We start from the raw sequence: 18,584 nt of genomic DNA, 5'->3' as shown, positions 1-18,584 counted from the left end.
GTGGCGTCTTTCGATTCCATCGTCATCGGCGAGGACTGGATCAGCGAGCACTACTTCACCACCGATTCCGTGAAAGAGTCGTTCCACGGCAAGGTCATCGAGCTTCGCAAGTATTGGGATACGGAGAAGAAGGAGGGTCGGACAACGGTCCGCGACGACGTGCTCGCAGCGGCAGGGACTCTCCAAACGACGCTTGCCGGACTATCGGAGAATGCGGACGCAACACCTGCAGCCCACGCCTTGACCCGGACCACATTCGGATACCCAACTGAGCTTTCTACGTTCACCGCAGAGCGCGCTGGCTCGGAGCTTCAGATACCCAGCGCTCAGCTCGACGGCATTGCGAATGTGCTCTTCTTACAATCTATTCCCGTCGCTTCGATCGAGGATCTTCTCGATGCGGAGACCGGACTGCTGATCGCGCCGGCCACCGAGGACGGCAAGCTAGTCGAGTCAGCATCGAAAGCTGTCTCCGCAGCATTTCGCTCGGATACACCGCCCGCGTTCATAGTCGTGCAGGCCGGACAATGGCTATTGCTCGCAGAGGCCGAGCGTTGGGCCGAAGGCCGGTACCTTGCCGTCGATTTGCTGGTCGTCGCGGAACGTCGACACGAGGCGCGGGGTGGCGAAATTGATCGCGTTGCAGCGATGTTCGGCCGCCACGCCCTGCTTCCAGACGCCGATGGCAACATCTGGTGGACCGGAGTGCTGGAAGATTCGGTCAAACACACTGTCGGGGTCTCGAAAGATCTGCGCGAGGGTATCCGGTTGTCGATCGAGATCATCGCCAACGAAGTGGTGCGGCGACGTACCACTTCCGGCTTCACACTCGACGGCATCGACGGACAAGACCTCGCCAAACATTCCCTTCGGTTCCTGTATCGGATCTTGTTCCTGCTCTACGCAGAAGCGTCGCCGGAAATGCGTGTTCTCCCAACGGGTGCCGCCGAGTACGAGGAAGGCTACGGCCTCGACAGGCTGCGCGAGCTGACGCTCACCGAGCTAGTATCTGAGCAGGCCCGTACCGGAACTCACCTGTACGAATCACTGGCGACACTGTTCCGGCTCGTAGACCTAGGCCATGTCCCGGCAGTCCGTGAGCACGTTGCGGACGACGCAGCGCCCGGTCTCGAATTTCAGCCGTTACGAGCAGATCTATTCTCTCCCGCCTCGACTGCGCTGATCGACGAAGTCGGTCTGGGCAACGAGGCTACACAGCGAGTCCTCGAACACCTGCTTCTGTCGAAGAAATCCAAGGGCCGCCGCAAAGGTGCCGATCGTGGCTTTATCTCGTACGCGGAGCTCGGCATCAACCAACTTGGCGCGGTCTACGAGGGACTGATGTCGTACACCGGTTTCTTTGCCAAGGATGATCTGTACGAGGTCGCGAAGAACGGCGACCCGGGGAAGGGCTCGTGGGTAGTTCCAGTGCATCGCGCCGATCACCTGGATGCGAACGATTTCGTGCGCTTGGTTGACGACGCGACTGGTGAGGACAAGCCAGTGCTGCACCAGAAGGGCACGTTCGTGTTCCGCCTCGCCGGTCGCGAGCGTCAACAGTCGGCGTCGTACTACACACCAGAGGTATTGACGAAGTTCGTGGTCTCGCAGGCCCTTGAGGAGTTGCTGGATCAGAACGACGATCGGACGACACCTGAGCAGATCCTGGAGCTGAGTATCTGCGAGCCGGCCCTCGGCTCGGGTGCGTTCGCGATCGAGGCAGTTCGGCAGCTCGCCGCCGAGTATCTGAAGCGCAAGCAAGAGGATCTGGGCGAGCTGATCGACGCCGACCAGTACCCAGTCGAACTGCAGAAAGTGAAGGCGCACATTGCGCTTCATCAGGTGTACGGTGTCGACCTCAATGCAACCGCTGTCGAGCTAGCGGAAATCACGCTGTGGCTCGACACAATGGTCGCTGGCCTGCAGGCCCCGTGGTTCGGCTTGCACTTGCGTCGCGGCAACTCGCTGATCGGCGCGCGGCGGTCGGTGTACGCACCGAGCATTCTCGCAAAGAAGCAGTGGCTAAAGGAGCCTTCGAAGGACGTGCCGCTGGGTGAGGAGATCGGCGCCGGCATCCACCACTTCCTGCTCCCCTCGGAGGGCTGGGGCGCGGTGATCGACACCGCCGAGGCGAAAACGTATGCGCCGGAGAAGCGTGAACAGTTGCGGCTCTGGCGTAACGAGATCCGCAAATCGCCGAGCAAAGCAATCGTGAAGCGTTTGCAGGCGTTGGCGCGGCGGGTGGAGGCGCTATGGGACTTCACTCTGCGGCGTCTGACGATCGCGGAGTCGGAGATCCGCCGCGACATCCATCTGTGGGGCTCGGATCCGGTTGAGCACACCCCGGTGGTGACGCGCGAGGAGATCGAGAACGTTTTGAGCAACCCGAACGGTGCGTACCAGCGGCTTCGTCGAGTGATGGATGCCTGGTGCGCAATCTGGTCGTGGCCGCTCACGACGGATGTTGAACCGCCGGATTGGGATCAGTGGGTCGGCGGACTCGAGTTGGTGCTCGGCGTCGCAGTGAAGGAAACTGCAGCCGAGCGTCGCGGTCAGATGAGCATCGGTCGCGACACCAGTTGGCAGGAACTCGGCTTCGCCGAACAGAACGACCTGCTGCTGTCGCGGACGATGCCTGTCCGCTATGCGTACCACCAGTTCCCATGGTTAGACGTCGCGCAGCAAATCTCCAAGCAGCAGGGATTCTTCCATTGGGAGCTCGACTTCGCGCCGATTTTCAAAGCAAGCGGTTTCGACCTGCAGGTTGGTAATCCACCGTGGGTCCGCCCCGACTGGGACGAGGCCGGAGTACTGGCCGAGTTTGATCCCTGGTGGCGACTCACAGACAAGCCCGCCGAGTCGATCCGACGGCCAAAACGCGCTGAAACCTTGTCCGTCACCGTAACGAAGGCAGCATTCCTAGACGAACGAGCCGAGCAAGCAGGCGTAAAAGAGCACCTCGGATCCGGCATAGACCGGCCTGCCCTGACAGGGCTACAACCAGACCTGTATCGCTGCTTCATGGAGCGCACATGGAGAGCAATGGCAAGCAATGGCATCGCTGCACTCATTCATCCCGAAAGCCACTTCACCGAGATTCGAGCAAGAAGGCTTCGTGGGGAGACGTATCGAAGATTGCGACAGCACTGGCAGTTCCGAAACGAGAAGCGGCTTTTCGAGATTCACAACGCCAAGGAGTACGGCGTCCACGTATATGGCGCCGCGTCCAATGTCCGATTTCTGCAAGGGTCTTCGCTGTACCATCCGGAAACGGTAAGCCGGTCGCTCAGCCACGACGGATCAGGCGCCGCGCCGGGTGTGAAGGATGACGAAGGCAATTGGGATGTGCGACCCCACGCCCAGCGTGTCATCACGGTGACCGACGAGGAATTGGCAACCTGGGCAGCACTCATTGATGAGCCGGGGACCCCACCAAGCGAGGCTCGTATGCTGTACCCAGTGAATCGTGCGAGCGCAGCGGTGCTCAATGGAATTGCGGCAGCCCCGCGGCTCGGCGATATCAGTTTCCAATGGACTCGTGGTTGGGAGGAAGACCGCGATCGTGAACTCGGCTACTTCGAATCTCGCTCGGGCATACCGAGAGAATGGGACGAGACCATTCTCCAGGGCCCCCATCTAACGGTGGCGACACCTCTTAATCAGCAGCCGAACGAATCGATGCGGAGCAACAAGGATTACTCTCAGGTCGACCTCGACTCGATCCCCGCAGACTTCATCCCCCGCACCAACTACCAAGTGGCCAAGCCGCTCGACCAGTACATTGCTGCATACCCGCAGTGGAGCGGCCAGCCAAGCTCAAATTACTTTCGCCTTGCTTGGCGAGCGATGGCAGATTCCGCCACTGTCCGAACCCTCCATTCTGCGCTTCTTCCACCTGGTCCCACTCACATCTCAGGACTGTTCTCCATGACAACATCGGATCCATGTGATCTGGTCCGAGCCGCAGCGTTCACCTCGTCGCTCGCAGCGGACTTTCTGACAAAAGTCATGGGGGTCGCCAACATCAAGATCGGTGTGATCGAGAAGATGCCCGTAATCCGCGACCATCCACTCGAACGCCAACTTATCCTCCGCACCCTCCGATTGAACTGCGTCGTAAGCGCTTACGCGCGACTATGGGAGGAGCTATACGCGCCGGAGTGGCAACGGGATTCGTGGGTTCCAGGCGCAGGAGTTGTCTACTCCGGTCGCGAACCGCTCGGGGTTGTTGTCCCTGAATGGCAATGGACAACGCCTCTCCGTCGCGCTATCGACCGCCGCCAGGCCCTCGTCGAGATCGACGCGATCGTCGCGATCATGCTCGGCATCACAGCGGAGGAGCTGCTGACGATCTACCGCACCCAGTTCCCGGTTCTGCAGAAGTACGAGCGCGAAGCCGTATACGACGCAACCGGCCGCCAGCTCCCGACGAAGCTCGCGTCCGAGTACCGCAAGAAGGGCTCCCTCAAGCTGGCCGAACTCACTCTCGACGGCATCACCTACCACGAGCCCTTCACCGGCGTCGACCGCGAACGCGACATGATGGTCTCCCACGAACACTTCACGAAGCTTCTGCCCGGATGATGCCGAGCACCCTACACACTTCGGACAATCACACTCTGACAAAGGAACGTAGTGAGCAATAACGTCAGCCTTGATGGCCTGGCACCACATACGGCCGAGATGCCCGCAGTCGCCCTGTCGGATCCAGCAATAATCGTTCTTGCTGAGGGGGATTCGACTTCTGCTGTCAACAATGCGCGTGGACACATTTTTGAGAAGTTCGTTGCTCAGCTACTTCATGCGTTTGGATACTCTAAGCCCACTCGCGAGAGCCTGAATGTAACTGCGAATGGTATCGAAATCGATGTCGTCGCAACCCATGAACTCTCTGCACACACGGCACTTGCAGAGTGCAAGGCCTACACCAGCGCAGTCAGCGCCGCCATGCTTGGGACGTTCCACAGCAAGGTCGTCACACGTCGATACACAGATCCAGCCACACAAGGGTTCTTTGTTGCCATCCCCCGCCTAACATCGAATGGACAACAGCTTGCCGACCTGATCACAAAGAATGACAATAGTTTTCGCTGCCTCACCTCAAGATCCATCGTTGCATTCCTGAAGGAACGCCGGACGATCGTCGACTGCCCAATTGACGGTATTCTGCAAAGCGACCCTGCGGTTATCGTTAGTGCTCATGGTGTCTACTCCGCCTGCATCGAGTTAGACAGGGACAAGCGTACGCCACTCCGCGTACTCGTCTGGGGAACCAACGGAACCGTTCCAGAACCGCTCACAACTGCCCTGTCAATCGATCCGTACTCTCAAGAGAGACCCGTCGTAGACGCTCACGGGCCATCAGAGGCACAAGAGCCAGCTCAGGAACCCGTTGATATGATCGTCACGGTCAACGGGAGTCAATCAGACTTCGAATATCAGTTGCCGGCTTCGCCAAGGTTCTTTGTCGGACGCAAATCACTAGTCCGCCAGCTTGAGAATGCGATTGACGACAAAGCGGGCGTAGTGGTGCTGAATGCGCAATCGGGATGGGGGAAGAGTTCGGCCGCACTTCGACTCCAATCTATCGCATCAGAGCGCTCCGGCTGCTCGCTAATTATTGATTCGCGGACCGCAACACACCGCAGATTTGTCACTGATTCTTTACGAGTTGCCGCACAGAAAGCCCATACCGAAGGCGTTCTCATGTTACCCGCCAACGCTAGTTGGGGCAGTCTATCAAGCGCGGCGAAGACACTAGCCGACGCCGCATGGACGGGCGGTCCGCTAATCGTATTCTTCGACCAGTTCGAGAATGTCTTCAGAGACGAAAGCCTTACCCGGGAATTTCGCGACCTCGCACTTACCGCACGTGATCTATCCGATCGAATCCTGATCGGATTTGCCTGGAAGACCGATCTCGTCGGCTGGACGGAGAGTCATCCTTACCAACTTCGAGACGACATTCGATCAAACGCGACAGTACTTACGATCGGTCCTTTAGGCGCGTCCGAAATTGACACGCTTCTTCGGCGTCTTGAGAAAGAAATTGATAAACCGCTTGCGAAAGACCTAAAGACTCGCCTTCGCGAATACAGCCAGGGCCTCCCATGGCTGTTCAAAAAACTAGCTGGACACTTGATCCGCGAAATAAAGTCTGGAGCATCACAAGAAAGGCTTGCGAGTGAGGCACTTAACGTCCAGGGATTATTCGACGCAGATCTCGCCGAATTAGGTCCAACTGAACAAGAAGCTCTTCGACATATAGCCCGGTACGCACCGATCGCCATTAGCGAGGTAATGGAGCGAGTGACTGCGCCCGTAGTGGAATCGCTTGTAAACAGGAGATTGGTTGTACAAGTCGGCGAGCGCCTTGATACTTACTGGGACATTTTTCGCGACTATCTAAATAACGGTCGGATTCCTGTAGAGGACTCGTACATTCTTCGACAGAGCCCCAACTCAGTTGCAAGGTTGCTCCGCGAGGTTCGTAGAGACGACGGGGACAGTAGTGTGCCCGATATTGCTGGTCGACTGGGCACCAGCGAGAATGCCGTCTTTAACCTGAGTCGTGAGCTTCGACTTCTAGGTACAACGACCTATGAGCCAAACCGGGTCCAGCTGCTTTCTGAAATTTGGAACTCGGCGGACCAAGAAGCCGAGCTTCGCCGCCGCGTCTCTTCATCTCTGCGCCGTCACCGTTCCTACTCAGCTTTTCTTTCACTGGCAGAACGACTTGGAAACGTTTCAATCAGCTCCTTCTCGAAGGAGCTACCCAGTGCATTTCCCGCCGTAGAAGTATCAGAATCGACGTGGACTTCGTACGCACGAGTGCATCTTCAGTGGTTTGAGTATTCCGGCCTAGCGGAGACCAAGTCTGGAATCTCGTGGACTGCACCGCCTGAAGGGACTTCGGGAAGTGGCAGCCTACTCGGAGCCAAACTTGGCCGAAGATCGCGCGGCGGATTCCCCCATGATGCCCCGCGCCCATCAATGGAGCTGCTTCTTGAGGTCTCGAGCGGCGTCGTTGTAGTGGAAGAGTCTCGAAAACGGGCACTCAGGCCGCTGCTGGTTCTAAACGCTGTTGAAGTGGCAGAGGACGGAACTATCACGCTCGCCAAACCCAGCCTCATAGAAGACGGCAGGATCGATTCGGGTGAACTGCTGGCATTGATGAAAGCGGTCCCCGGCGTTCAAGCTGGCTTGAACGTTCTCGAGCAGAACCCATCAGCGCCTGGCTTCGCAGTAGGCAGCGCCGTCCGCTCCACGATATCCGCTCAGTGGACAGACTCCACGACAAAGGGTCTTGGTGGTCACCTCCGGAGCTGGGCACGATTCGCGGGTGTAAAGACGTTGCCCGTTCCGCGAAAGTCGAGCAAGGATGCCTGATCACGCTCCAGCCTGACCCAACCAGCTCCGTGTGCGTTTGGACGAGATTAAGAGATTCGACAGATCGACAGGAGAAGTTGAGCGTGGGAGCACTACTACCGACCATTCAAGCCAACAACCTGCGCGAAGGATTGACCGACTACCTCGCGACGACGTTCGCCTTGACGGACCCCGACGCCCAGGGCACCCTGTCCGACTTTGTCGGCCATTCCGACACTGGCATGTTCAAAGGCCCCTACGTGCGGCTCCGACTCCCCTTTGCCCCAGCTGTGGGCAACTGGGGCATGCACCTTGATTGGTGCCCAGCCGGATTCATCCCCTACGGCCATCAGGCCTTCGCATTCGAACGGTTGTCCACGAAGTTCCAAACGCGTCCCCAACCAACGCTTGTGACTACAGGCACCGGATCTGGAAAGACCGAGGCCTTCCTGTATCCGATCCTCGACCACGTTCTGCGCGCCAAGGCTGCCGGCGTCACCGGCATGAAGGCCCTCATTCTCTACCCAATGAATGCGCTCGCCAACGACCAAGCCGAACGCCTTGCCAGTGTGATTGCCGAGAATTCTGAACTATCAGGTGTGTCCGCCGGCCTCTACACCGGCGAACAGTCAACCGGCGGCCGAACTAAGGTCAGCGACGAAGGCCTTATCACCGACCGCTCTTTGATGCACTCCGCTCCACCTGACGTCCTGCTTACCAACTACAAGATGCTTGACCACCTCCTTCTGCATCCTGATCGTTCCGACATCTGGCGACTCTCAACCGAATCGTTGCAATACGTGGTCCTCGACGAGTTCCACACTTACGACGGCGCGCAAGGTACCGACGTGGCCATGCTTCTGCGCCGGCTCGGCCTCACAGTCAAGGCGCACTGGACAGATTCATCACCCGTCACCGACAAAGACCGAGCCCGCCCGCTCGGGCGGATTACCCCCGTCGCGACATCCGCCACGCTCGGCTCCAGGGCCGAGCCAAGAGCGATGCTGAGCTTTGCGCGCACTGTATTCGGCGAACCGTTCGAACCCGACGCTGTCATCGGCGAGACGCGCCTCACCGTTGCGGAATGGTTGAGCGACCGCGACACGTCCCTCGATCGGTTATTCGAGGCGAAGGCCCCGGAATTGGTCGAATCCGCGGAACGTCTCGACGCGTTCACGTCCGGGTCACCAAGCAACGCGGCCGTGACTGCGGCAGTGCTCGCCGAGCTGTTCCAGCGAGCCGAGGTGTTCGAACGCACCGAACTGTTCACCACTGCAAATGACCTGGACACAGATCGCCGCCTCAGCGTCAACGACGTACGCCGCCTGAGTTCGGACGAACAGCTACATCTCCTCAAGGGCCATCCGCTGCTGGCCCAACTGCTCACTCACGCGAGCATTGCAGTTTCGCTTGCCGATCTTGCAGCAGCCGTGTTCGATATTCCGGCAATCGAACGCGACACGCGCCGTATTCGAACGGCGCAACAACGATTCCTCGATTATCTATTCGCGGCGCTATCCCACCTGCGCGCTGAAGTGGGGCGCTCGGCACTGAACGTAGATGTGCATCTATGGATCCGGGAGCTCTCCCGCATCGACCGTGCCGTTGCCACCAACACTTCCTATCGCTGGTCCGATGACGGAGTGCAAGAAGACGGCGACGTCATGCACCTTCCGGCGCTGTACTGCCGACACTGCGGCCGCTCAGGGTGGGGTGCTCGCCTGGCCCCCACTGGCCATACCCTCGATGTAACCGACGAGTCGATTCGCGCCGACCACGCCTCGGGCGCCTCGCGCTTCCGCGCTTTGATTTCCGCGCCTGCCGAAGCGCTGCGCGTCCAAACCCGTCCCGACGAACAAATCGAAGGACTTCGTTGGTTCCGCATCGACGACCGCGAAATCTCCGATAACGCACCCGGGGCCGACAGCACCGACGACCTCGAGGGAAGAGTTCTCCCGGTTCTCGTCCTGACGGGCGAGAACGTCGAAGAAGGATCCAAGAATGACACCTGCCCCGCCTGCGGCGTCGCCGACGGCATCAGATTTCTCGGAAGCGCCGTCGCCACGCAACTCTCGGTTACGTTGTCGAACCTTTTCGGTGATGCCCGCCTCGACGCTGACGAAAAGAAGGCGTTGATGTTCACCGACAGCGTGCAGGACGCCGCCCATCGCGCCGGCTTTGTCCAAGCGCGCTCCCACACTCTCAGCTTCCGCTCAACCCTGCGCAGCGCTATCGCTGGCTCGTCGCTGACCCTGCCAGAAGTCTGCGAAGCACTTATCGCACGCGCCGGTGAGGATCCCGCCCGGCGCTACCACCTCCTCGCACCCGACATCGTCGACCACGACGAGTTCGCACCGTTCTGGAAGCCTGGTTCACCCACTTCGGCGCGAACCAAGGCAACCGCAAAGGTGCTGCGGCGGCTTGAGTTTGACATCGACCTAGAGTTCGGTTTGCAGTCCAGGCTTGGCCGAACACTCGAACTCACTGGCAGCGCGGTCGCCGAAGTCGGATTGGGTGGTCCCGACCGCCCCGTCCGCCTTGGACGGGCCGCTCTAAACGCCACAGAGCATCAGCTGACGCTCAGCACGCCAGATTCAGCGGCAGTAGCCCGCTGGGTTCGCGGTACCGTCGAACGTGTCCGTACCCGTGGTGCAATACATCACCCGTGGTTGCGCAAGTTCGTCGAGAAAGACGCGAACCGCCGCTGGGTGTGGGGCGCTCGCCCGAAGGGCGAGGGCATGCCTGCATTCCCCAAGGGGCGGCCTGCCCCCGCGTTTCCAGCAGTCGGATCACGTTCTGTGCCTGAAGGATTCGATGCGTTTACGTCAGCATCGTCCTGGTACGCCCGATGGGCGTCGCAGTGCCTGGGGGTGTCGCCGTTTGACGGCAGCTTCCTAGCCCGCTCGTTGTTTTCGGTCCTTGCCGAGCAACGGGTACTCACGGCAATACTGACCGAGAGCGGCCTCACCGCATATGCACTCCCTGCAGCCGCCGTGATTGTCTCCGCGCCCGCCGACGCCGATCTCGCCGATAAGCGTCATCTGCTGGTCTGCAGCGTCTGTCAGACCCCGACCCCCGGCAGCATAATCGTCGTCGATGAGCTGGATGGTGCACCTTGCCTGCTCGTGCGCTGTCCAGGCACGCTCGCCCGCGCACCAAAGGCGCAGAACTTCTATCGGCGGCTCTACGACAGCGCCGAGATGAAACGCGTCGTTGCTCGTGAGCACACATCGCTCCTACCCACCGCAACCCGACTGGGCTACGAGACCGCGTTCAAGCGTGGCGGTGCAGACCCACAGGCTCCGAACGTTCTTGTCGCCACGCCCACGTTGGAGATGGGCATCGACATCGGCGACCTCTCTACCGTGATGCTTGGATCGCTGCCGCGCACCGTCGCCTCATACCTTCAGCGGGTGGGCCGTGCGGGGCGTCTTACCGGAAACTCGTTGGTCCTCGCCTTCGTCCGCGGCCGTGGTGAGCACCTACCCAAACTGTATGACCCGACCTCGGTGATCCAGGGCGAAGTTCGCCCGCCAGCAACCTTTCTCACTGCCGAAGAGATCCTGCAACGCCAGTACGTTGCCCACGTGATCGACCGCCTTGCCAGAGATTCGAGCACCGTTGCGCCGCGCGGCGCACGCGCCGTGCTCGGAAGTTTCGACCAGGGGAGCTGGATGGCAGAGCTACTCGCTGCCGTGGACCTCGACGCCAAATCGCTCGTCGACGGGTTCCTGGCGCAGTTCGACGAGGTGCTCGACGAACACACCCGTATGTCGTTGCGCGCATGGGCAACACCAAGCGACGGTGGAGGCCCAGGCGGACTTGTAACCAGTTTGCAGGATGCGGTACATCGCTGGAACCGTGACCTCACCGAGCTGACCGCCCGGCGTGATGCTGTTGATGCGGAGATGGACGAGTTCGAGCGTCGTGCGTCTTCCCCCGCCGCCACGGACGACGACCTCCGCGACCTACGAACCGCCAAGGGCTCTCTTCGGTTGGTCGGCGGACAAATCCACGATCTCACCGACGACTACTGGATCAGTGTCCTCGAACGCTACGGCGTGCTGCCCAACTACACATTGCTCGACGACGCTGTCACCCTCGACGTCGGCGTCACTTGGATCGACCCCGATACCAACCAGTACATGGGCGAAGCCACTAGCTACCAAAGGGGTTCTCGGGTTGCCCTGACAGAATTGGCACCAGGCGCCACGTTCTACGCACAGGGGTTGGCTGCTCGGATCGATGCCGTAGACCTGGGCGCCGGCGAATCCAACATCCACACCTGGCGACTGTGCCCCCAGTGCGGTTGGGCAGGCATCACACTTGCAGGCGAGGAACCACCGTCGGTGACGGCATGCCCGCGATGCGGCACCGGTGCGATCGCGGACGTGAGCCAGCAGCTTCAGGTGGTTGAGATGGCCCGCGTCTCTGCCGAGGTCCGCCGGGACGAGGCGTCAATCAACGATGCACGCGACGAGCGGCACAAGGAGTCGTTCACGGTCGTCACCGCCGCGGATATCGATCCCGTCAACGTCGAGCGCGCGTGGTTCGTCGACAATCACGAGTTCGGCGCGGAGTACCTGCGTCGCATAGACGTTCGGTGGCTCAACATGGGACGCCGGACTTCTCAGGGCGGCACCCGCACCATAGCTGGGCAGGACACAACTACAGGCTTGTTCCGAGTGTGCTCGTCATGCGGGCAGCTGGATCGGTCGGCGGGCCGCAATAGTCGTTACGAGCACCGAAGCTGGTGCCGGCACCGGAACGCAGCAACCGAGCATGTCCGCGAAATCGCGTTGGCACGTACTCTCCGCACGCAGGGTGTGCTGCTGCACCTACCCAAGTCGCTGGAGTATGACCTCTTCGCTCACCCCAGCCTCAGTGCGGCAATTCTGTTGGGCCTGCGACAGGTCATCGGCGGCTCCCCCGAACACCTCGACGTCGCGACTATCACTGACGCCCTGTACGCCCCCAGCCAGCGGGCTCTGCTGATCCACGACACTGTTCCGGGCGGCACCGGATATCTCGCCGAGTTCGCCGATCCGGCGAAGGTCTGGGCGGTACTCGACGCAGCCCGGGCGGTAGTGCGAGATTGCGATTGCGCCGGACACGACCGGCTCGCCTGCCACAAGTGCCTGCTGCCGTTCTCGCCGCCACATGAGCTGGACAAGGTATCCCGCATGACCGCGCTGCGTGTGCTGAACGATCTTCTCGATGTGGATGACGACGTCGAACCGAATCGCGATGAGTGGGTCAAATCGGTCAGGGAAGGACCTCGCGGGAAGCCGATCGGCGGCGACGAGTCACCGCTGGAGAAAGAGTTCTATGTTGCGTTCGTCGAGCGTTTGCGCACGATGGGTGCGACCGTCAAGGAAACCCCTGGCACCTACGGACCGTCGGCGACGATTGTTTTGCCTGGCAAGAAGATTCGTACATGGAAACTCACTCCCCAGGTGCATATGGCCAACTCGAAGCCCGACTTCGAGCTCGCGACAAATGATTCCGATGTTCCCCGCATCGCGATCTTCGCGGACGGCCGAAAGTTTCACGCCACGCCTGGCCACAACCGTGTCGCCGACGACGCCACCAAGCGAGCAATTCTGCGCGACAGTGGACATCTCGTGTGGTCGTTCGGCCACGAAGACTTGCAACGCTTCAAGACCCATGAATTGGTCCAGCCCCCATGGCTGACCGACAGTGGCTCGTCGACTGCAATGAAGGCTGGTGCGCTGCGCCCGGCCATCGTCAAACAGCTCGCTGCAGACCCCGTCACCACACTGGTTGCTTTCATCACGGACCCTGACCTCGACGCGTGGGAGTCGGTAGGCAAATGGTTGCCAATGGCGCTGGTGCGATCGGACAACCGTGTCAAAGGTGACGGTGAGACTGTCACCGCAAATGCCGTCAGACTTCTTGATGGCGCCTCCGCCGCGTTCGGGGACGGAGTCGATATGTGCTGGTTCCACGTTGACGGGCCACTTTCAATAACAGCCGCAATGCATCATGACTCGCGAAAGATCAAAGCTGTGCTCGTCGTCGACGACCGGGATGAGAAGCTTGAGGTTCACGACGGCCGTGCGTGGAAGGAGTGGCTCCGGTTGTCGAATTGGCTGGGGCTGAGCAGAAATCACCACATCACAACGCGCAGTCTCGTCGAGGCTGGCGCTAGCGCGCCTGCTGCGGCCCCGGTAGCCGAACTAACGGCAGAGTGGCAGGCGGTCTACGACTCGACTGTCTCCGATGCTGAGAAGAAGTTCGTGATCGAACTCGCAGCGACAGACTTGCCTGTGCCGATCGTTGGGTTCGAGACCGACGACGGCGAGGTCGTCGATTTCGCGTGGCGCGACATGCGCATCGGCGTGCTGTTTGCTCCGGACGACGCGACTACAAATACGATGTCTGAGGCGGGTTGGACCCTGTGCACACCTGATATAGAACAGATTGCGGTAGCTCTGCGGAGCGCGTCATAGTCGGGTCACATCGTCATTGCGACGCCGTAGGAGCAATGCAGGACTGAGAGAAGAGGTAAGCAGTGCAGGGCAGCATCAGTCGAGTCACCGAACTGTTCGATGGCAACAGCAAACACCTCTGGATTCCTGTCTACCAGCGCAACTACGACTGGAAGCTCAAGCACTGCGCCAGACTATTCGACGACCTGATCGACATCATCCGCGAGGACCGCAAAACGCACTTCTTCGGCGCGATTGTGGGCAACCCGGAGACATCGTTCAAATACGTTGTGATCGACGGTCAACAACGGCTGACCACCACCAGCCTGCTGATGCTGGCACTGGTCCACGCGCTGGACGACGGCATTACTTCCTCCCAGGATCCAAACCTGGCGTCCGACATCCGCGACAGTTATCTCGTCCTCAAGGCCAGGAACGACGCGGTAAAGTTCAAGCTCAAGCCGGTCAAGAACGACAACGATGCCTATAGCCGACTCCTGCGCGGAGACACCCTGATCGAGACGTCCGCTATCACCGCCAATTACCGATACTTTCGCCAGCGGATCGCCGAGGGAGAACTCGACGGGGACCAGATCTGGACAGCCATATTCCGTCTGCAAGTTATGGCGCTGGACTTAGAGCAGCAGGACGATCCCCAGCGAATCTTTGAGAGCATCAACTCCACTGGCCTTGAGCTCAGTGAAGCCGACAAGATCCGCAACGTGGTGTTGATGCACCAACCAAGTCATGAACAAGAAGATTTGTACGAGAACTACTGGAACCGTGTCGAGAAGGCCGTCGAATACCGCACCGACTGGTTCATCCGCTTCTATCTAGTTTCTAAGACCGGCAAGACGCCTCGACAGGATGGCGTTTACGAGGCGTTCCGCGAATACCAGAAGAACTCTGTGTCCACTACTCGCGAAATCCTATCGGAGATGCGCGATTACGCCGACTACAGTCATGAGCTCAACAACGCATGCACGGGCATCGCCCATGCCGACAGTCGGCTGCGCCGATTCAACATGGTGAAACATGACGTCACGCTGCCATTGACCATGCCGCTTCTCGGCGAGGTGAAGACCGGAGCGGTGTCACCTGAGGACTTCACGAGGGTAATCGCGATCCTTGACTCCTACCTTTTTAGACGTTTCATCAGCGGAGTCCTTACCAGCGCCCTCAACAAGATCTTTGCAACCCTGTACTCCGAAATTCATCGCCTTCGCGGCGAAGGTGACCGGTTCTCAGACGTGCTGGCATATTCTCTGCGACGAAGGGCCGCCTCTGGTCGATTTCCTACTGACGCCGAGTTCAAGGAATCCTTCGCCACTCGCAACCTCTATAACATCAACCGCGAGAACCGCAACTACCTGTTCGAGTGCCTTGAGAACAACTGGTCCAACGACACCCACGACATCGCCGGAGCATTGGAGAGCCAGTCGATCAGCATTGAACACATCATGCCCCAAACACTGACCGCTGCGTGGCGTCACGACCTCGGTGTCGACGCCGACGCGATACACGCCACCTGGTGCAATCGCATCGGCAACCTGACGGTTACCGGATACAACTCTAGTTACTCGAACTCCACGTTTGCGGAAAAGAAGAAGCGCGACAACGGGTTCGATGACTCGCCGTACAGGCTTAATTCACTGCTGAAGAACTCTGATGTGTGGACGGAAGCGCAGCTCAAGGAGCGCACGCAAGCACTGACCGACGTCGCGCTCGCTTACTGGCCGCTGCCGTCTACGGTTTTCGAACCTTACGTGCCGCCGCTGCCCTCCCTGCCAATGGGCGACGACGAATCCTTCACCAACCGCACAATCGTGTCGTTCGAGTTCGGGGATGCTAACAAGACTGTAACGAGCTGGAAGGACGCGTTCGTCGAGGTCATCCGGACCCTCGTGGACCTACGCCGCGAAGAGATCTTTGCTTATTCGGGCGAGTCAAGCGACTTTGCAATAGCTGAGTATCCGAACGAGATCTCCCCCAGGGACTCTTTGGTAGTGCCAGGGTTGACGGTCGTGACCGCGACCTCTACTCGCGCAAAGCTTGCGGTTTTGCGGAAGCTGTTCGACCACCTCGACGTGGATACCGACGACTTGGTCTTCACACTACGCAACACTGACGCTGCCGAACCCGAGGACGAAACAACTGAAGCCAGCCCGTTTGCGGAGTTAATCAAGTTCTTGCCCAAGATGGAAGAACTTGCGTCAACCGCCGTGACAGAAGAAGACACTCGTCATCTTCGAGACGAATTCACCCAAGCGTTCGCCGCCTTCACTATAAGCAACCCCCAGGCCACGATACCGGGCAAGAACCTTACACACCTGGAATCGGCAGACTTCATCGAGGCCGCAACGACCGACGAAGTCCTCGCGGCGCTGAGCATGATGCTTCAGATCGAGACCATGATGCCTCAGTTCCACCGGCTGATCGCCGCAGGAACAACCGTGAAATGGCTGACCACATTGACCTCGAATGGAGTGCACTAATGGCGAACTTGGTCATCGCGTCGAACACCAAGGCGATGCGAAAGCTCGACAAGGGCACTAAGGACAAGGTGTGGGCCTTCATCGAGAAGCTCTCCGTCAACCACACCACTCCGGGCCTGCATATCGAACCGCTCAACGCTGCGGTCGATCCGCGCGTCCGCACCGGACGAGTGGACCAACATTTCCGTGCAATTCTCTTCAAGGTCGATGACAAGCTCGGCGACGACCCAACATTCATCTACATGGGGACATGGCCGCACGACGAGGCCAACAAGCTGGCGGAGAGATCTCGGCTACGTGTAAACCCGATCAACGGCGTTCTCGAGGGCATCATCGGCGAACTCGACGGTGAGGACGATCGCAAGAAGCGCACAGTTGTTCCCGACCCGCGGGGTGAGCTGGACCGCGCGCTGAAAGCTCAGGCCAAGGGGTACCTCGCAGAACGATTCAGTCTCAGCGATCTCACGGATCGACTCGGTCTGGAACAAGAGCTTGCGGAGCGCGCACATGCCGCTGCAAATGAAGACGTCCTCCTGGACATCGCGGCAAACGCCGTCGGTTGGCAAGGCAGTGCACTTCTCGACTTGGCAACCGGCCTACACATCGACACCATCCGCGAAAAGCATGGCTTCACAGAGAACCCCATCGACGAAAACCTCGACGAAGACGAGAAGATCCTCAAGGCTCTCGAACAACCCGCGTCGAAGATGCAGTTCACCTTCGTCGAAGACGACGAGGAACTACGACGCGTTATCGAGGGCGGCGACTTCGCCGCGTGGCGCACGTTCCTGCACCCCGAGCAGCGAAAGTACGTCGAGCAGAACCACAATGGCGCCTTCAGGCTCTCCGGTGGAGCCGGGACGGGCAAGACCGTCGTGGCGATCCATCGCGCTCATCGCATCGCCAAGACTGATCCGACTGCCAGGATTGTCTTGACAACCTACAACAAGACGCTGGCCGCCGACCTCAAGACTGCCCTTCAAAGTCTCGACCCCAACGTCGTGATCGCAAACCGTCTCGGCGACCCAGGAATTTACGTCGGTGGAATCGACGCTCTAGGAAACGCCGCCATCAATCAGGCCGGTGATATAGCAGATGCTGCCGAGTACGTTCTCGGTTACCGCGGCGTGGAACTGACCAACAATCGAACCAACACCGACAAAGTCTGGCGAGATGTGGTCCAAACAGTCAGTAGCGGCCTAGACGTCAAACTTGCAACACCGGGATTCCTGGAAAACGAGTATGTCGCAGTAATTCTCGCAAACAAGGTGACGACACTCGAGCAGTATGCGAAAGTCGCCCGCCCTGGCCGCGGGGTTCGACTCAGCCGTCCGCAACGGATCGCGGTCTGGAAAGTAGTCGAGGCGTTCCGTCGACAGAGCCGGATGGACGGCAGCCTCAGCTTCCCTGAGATTTTGGCACTAGCCGCGGAGCAGCTTCGACTTCGTGCCCAGACAGGTAAGGGCTTTTTCGCCGATCACGTACTCGTCGACGAGGCACAGGACTTGCACGCCACACACTGGGCGTTGCTGCGAAACCTCGTCGCCGAGGGCACAAACGACCTGTTCATCGCGGAGGATTCACACCAGCGCATTTACGGTCAGCCGATTGTGTTGTCGCGGTTCGGGATCAAGATCGTGGGACGGTCGCGGCGCCTGACATTGAACTACCGGACCACCGCACAAAACCTTCACTTTGCAGTCAGCATTCTGTCCGGCGCTAATTACAGGGACCTCGAGCAGGGTGAGGAGTCGACCGATGAGTATCGGTCGGCTCGCCTCGGCCCCAACCCCGAGCTTGTCGAATGCTCGGACGCTGCTGATGAACTCGACAAAGTGGCGGGCTTAGTCCGGAACTGGATCACACCACAGGAGGGCACTGATTTGCCCGCAGTCGCCCCTTCAACGATCGCAGTCCTCACTCGAGGAGTCAACGACCGCAGCCAATTCGTACGCGCCTTGGGAGAACGCGGAGTTGAGGCCCGCGCTCTCGACAACAACCCCGCATCCCCCGATCACGTGCAGGTACTCACCATGCACCGAGCAAAGGGGATGGAGTTCTCGCGGGTCGTCCTCGCCGGAATCGACAACACTCACGTCCCGTCTGCGGCAACTCTTCGTTCGGTTCCGACAGAGGAACGTGATGAAGCTATGTTGCGAGAGCGCTCACTCCTGTACGTCGCCGCAAGCCGGGCGCGGGATGAGCTCGTGGTGACCTGGAGTGGCCGCAGGTCGGAGCTATTGAATTCGTCGACGATCGAGTGAGAGTG

At 59.6% G+C, this 18,584-nt stretch carries 5 protein-coding genes; all 5 read left to right on the top strand.

Going from position 1 to position 18,584, the window contains the following annotated elements:
* Complete coding sequence (locus E5720_RS16480) at window positions 1-4,584, top strand: DNA methyltransferase (RefSeq protein WP_136171536.1); 4,584 nt, start codon at window positions 1-3, stop codon at window positions 4,582-4,584.
* Between the two features lie 51 nt (window positions 4,585-4,635).
* Window positions 4,636-7,389, top strand: a complete 2,754-nt coding sequence (locus E5720_RS16475) for a restriction endonuclease (protein WP_136171535.1) — start codon at window positions 4,636-4,638, stop codon at window positions 7,387-7,389.
* 83 nt (window positions 7,390-7,472) lie between these two features.
* Complete coding sequence (locus E5720_RS16470) at window positions 7,473-13,841, top strand: DEAD/DEAH box helicase (RefSeq protein WP_136172758.1); 6,369 nt, start codon at window positions 7,473-7,475, stop codon at window positions 13,839-13,841.
* A gap of 62 nt (window positions 13,842-13,903) precedes the next feature.
* Complete coding sequence (locus E5720_RS16465; RefSeq protein ID WP_136171534.1) at window positions 13,904-16,315, top strand: DUF262 domain-containing protein; 2,412 nt, start codon at window positions 13,904-13,906, stop codon at window positions 16,313-16,315.
* Complete coding sequence (locus tag E5720_RS16460; RefSeq protein ID WP_136172757.1) at window positions 16,315-18,579, top strand: 3'-5' exonuclease; 2,265 nt, start codon at window positions 16,315-16,317, stop codon at window positions 18,577-18,579. The genes E5720_RS16465 and E5720_RS16460 overlap by 1 nt, the downstream gene beginning before the upstream one ends.
* Window positions 18,580-18,584 lie beyond the last annotated feature (5 nt).

Origin of the sequence: Rhodococcus sp. PAMC28707, from assembly GCF_004795915.1 — a bacterium.
GTDB lineage: Bacteria > Actinomycetota > Actinomycetes > Mycobacteriales > Mycobacteriaceae > Rhodococcoides.
Note: the sequence above shows the minus strand (reverse complement) of the source record. Positions and strands in the feature narration are given on the sequence as shown.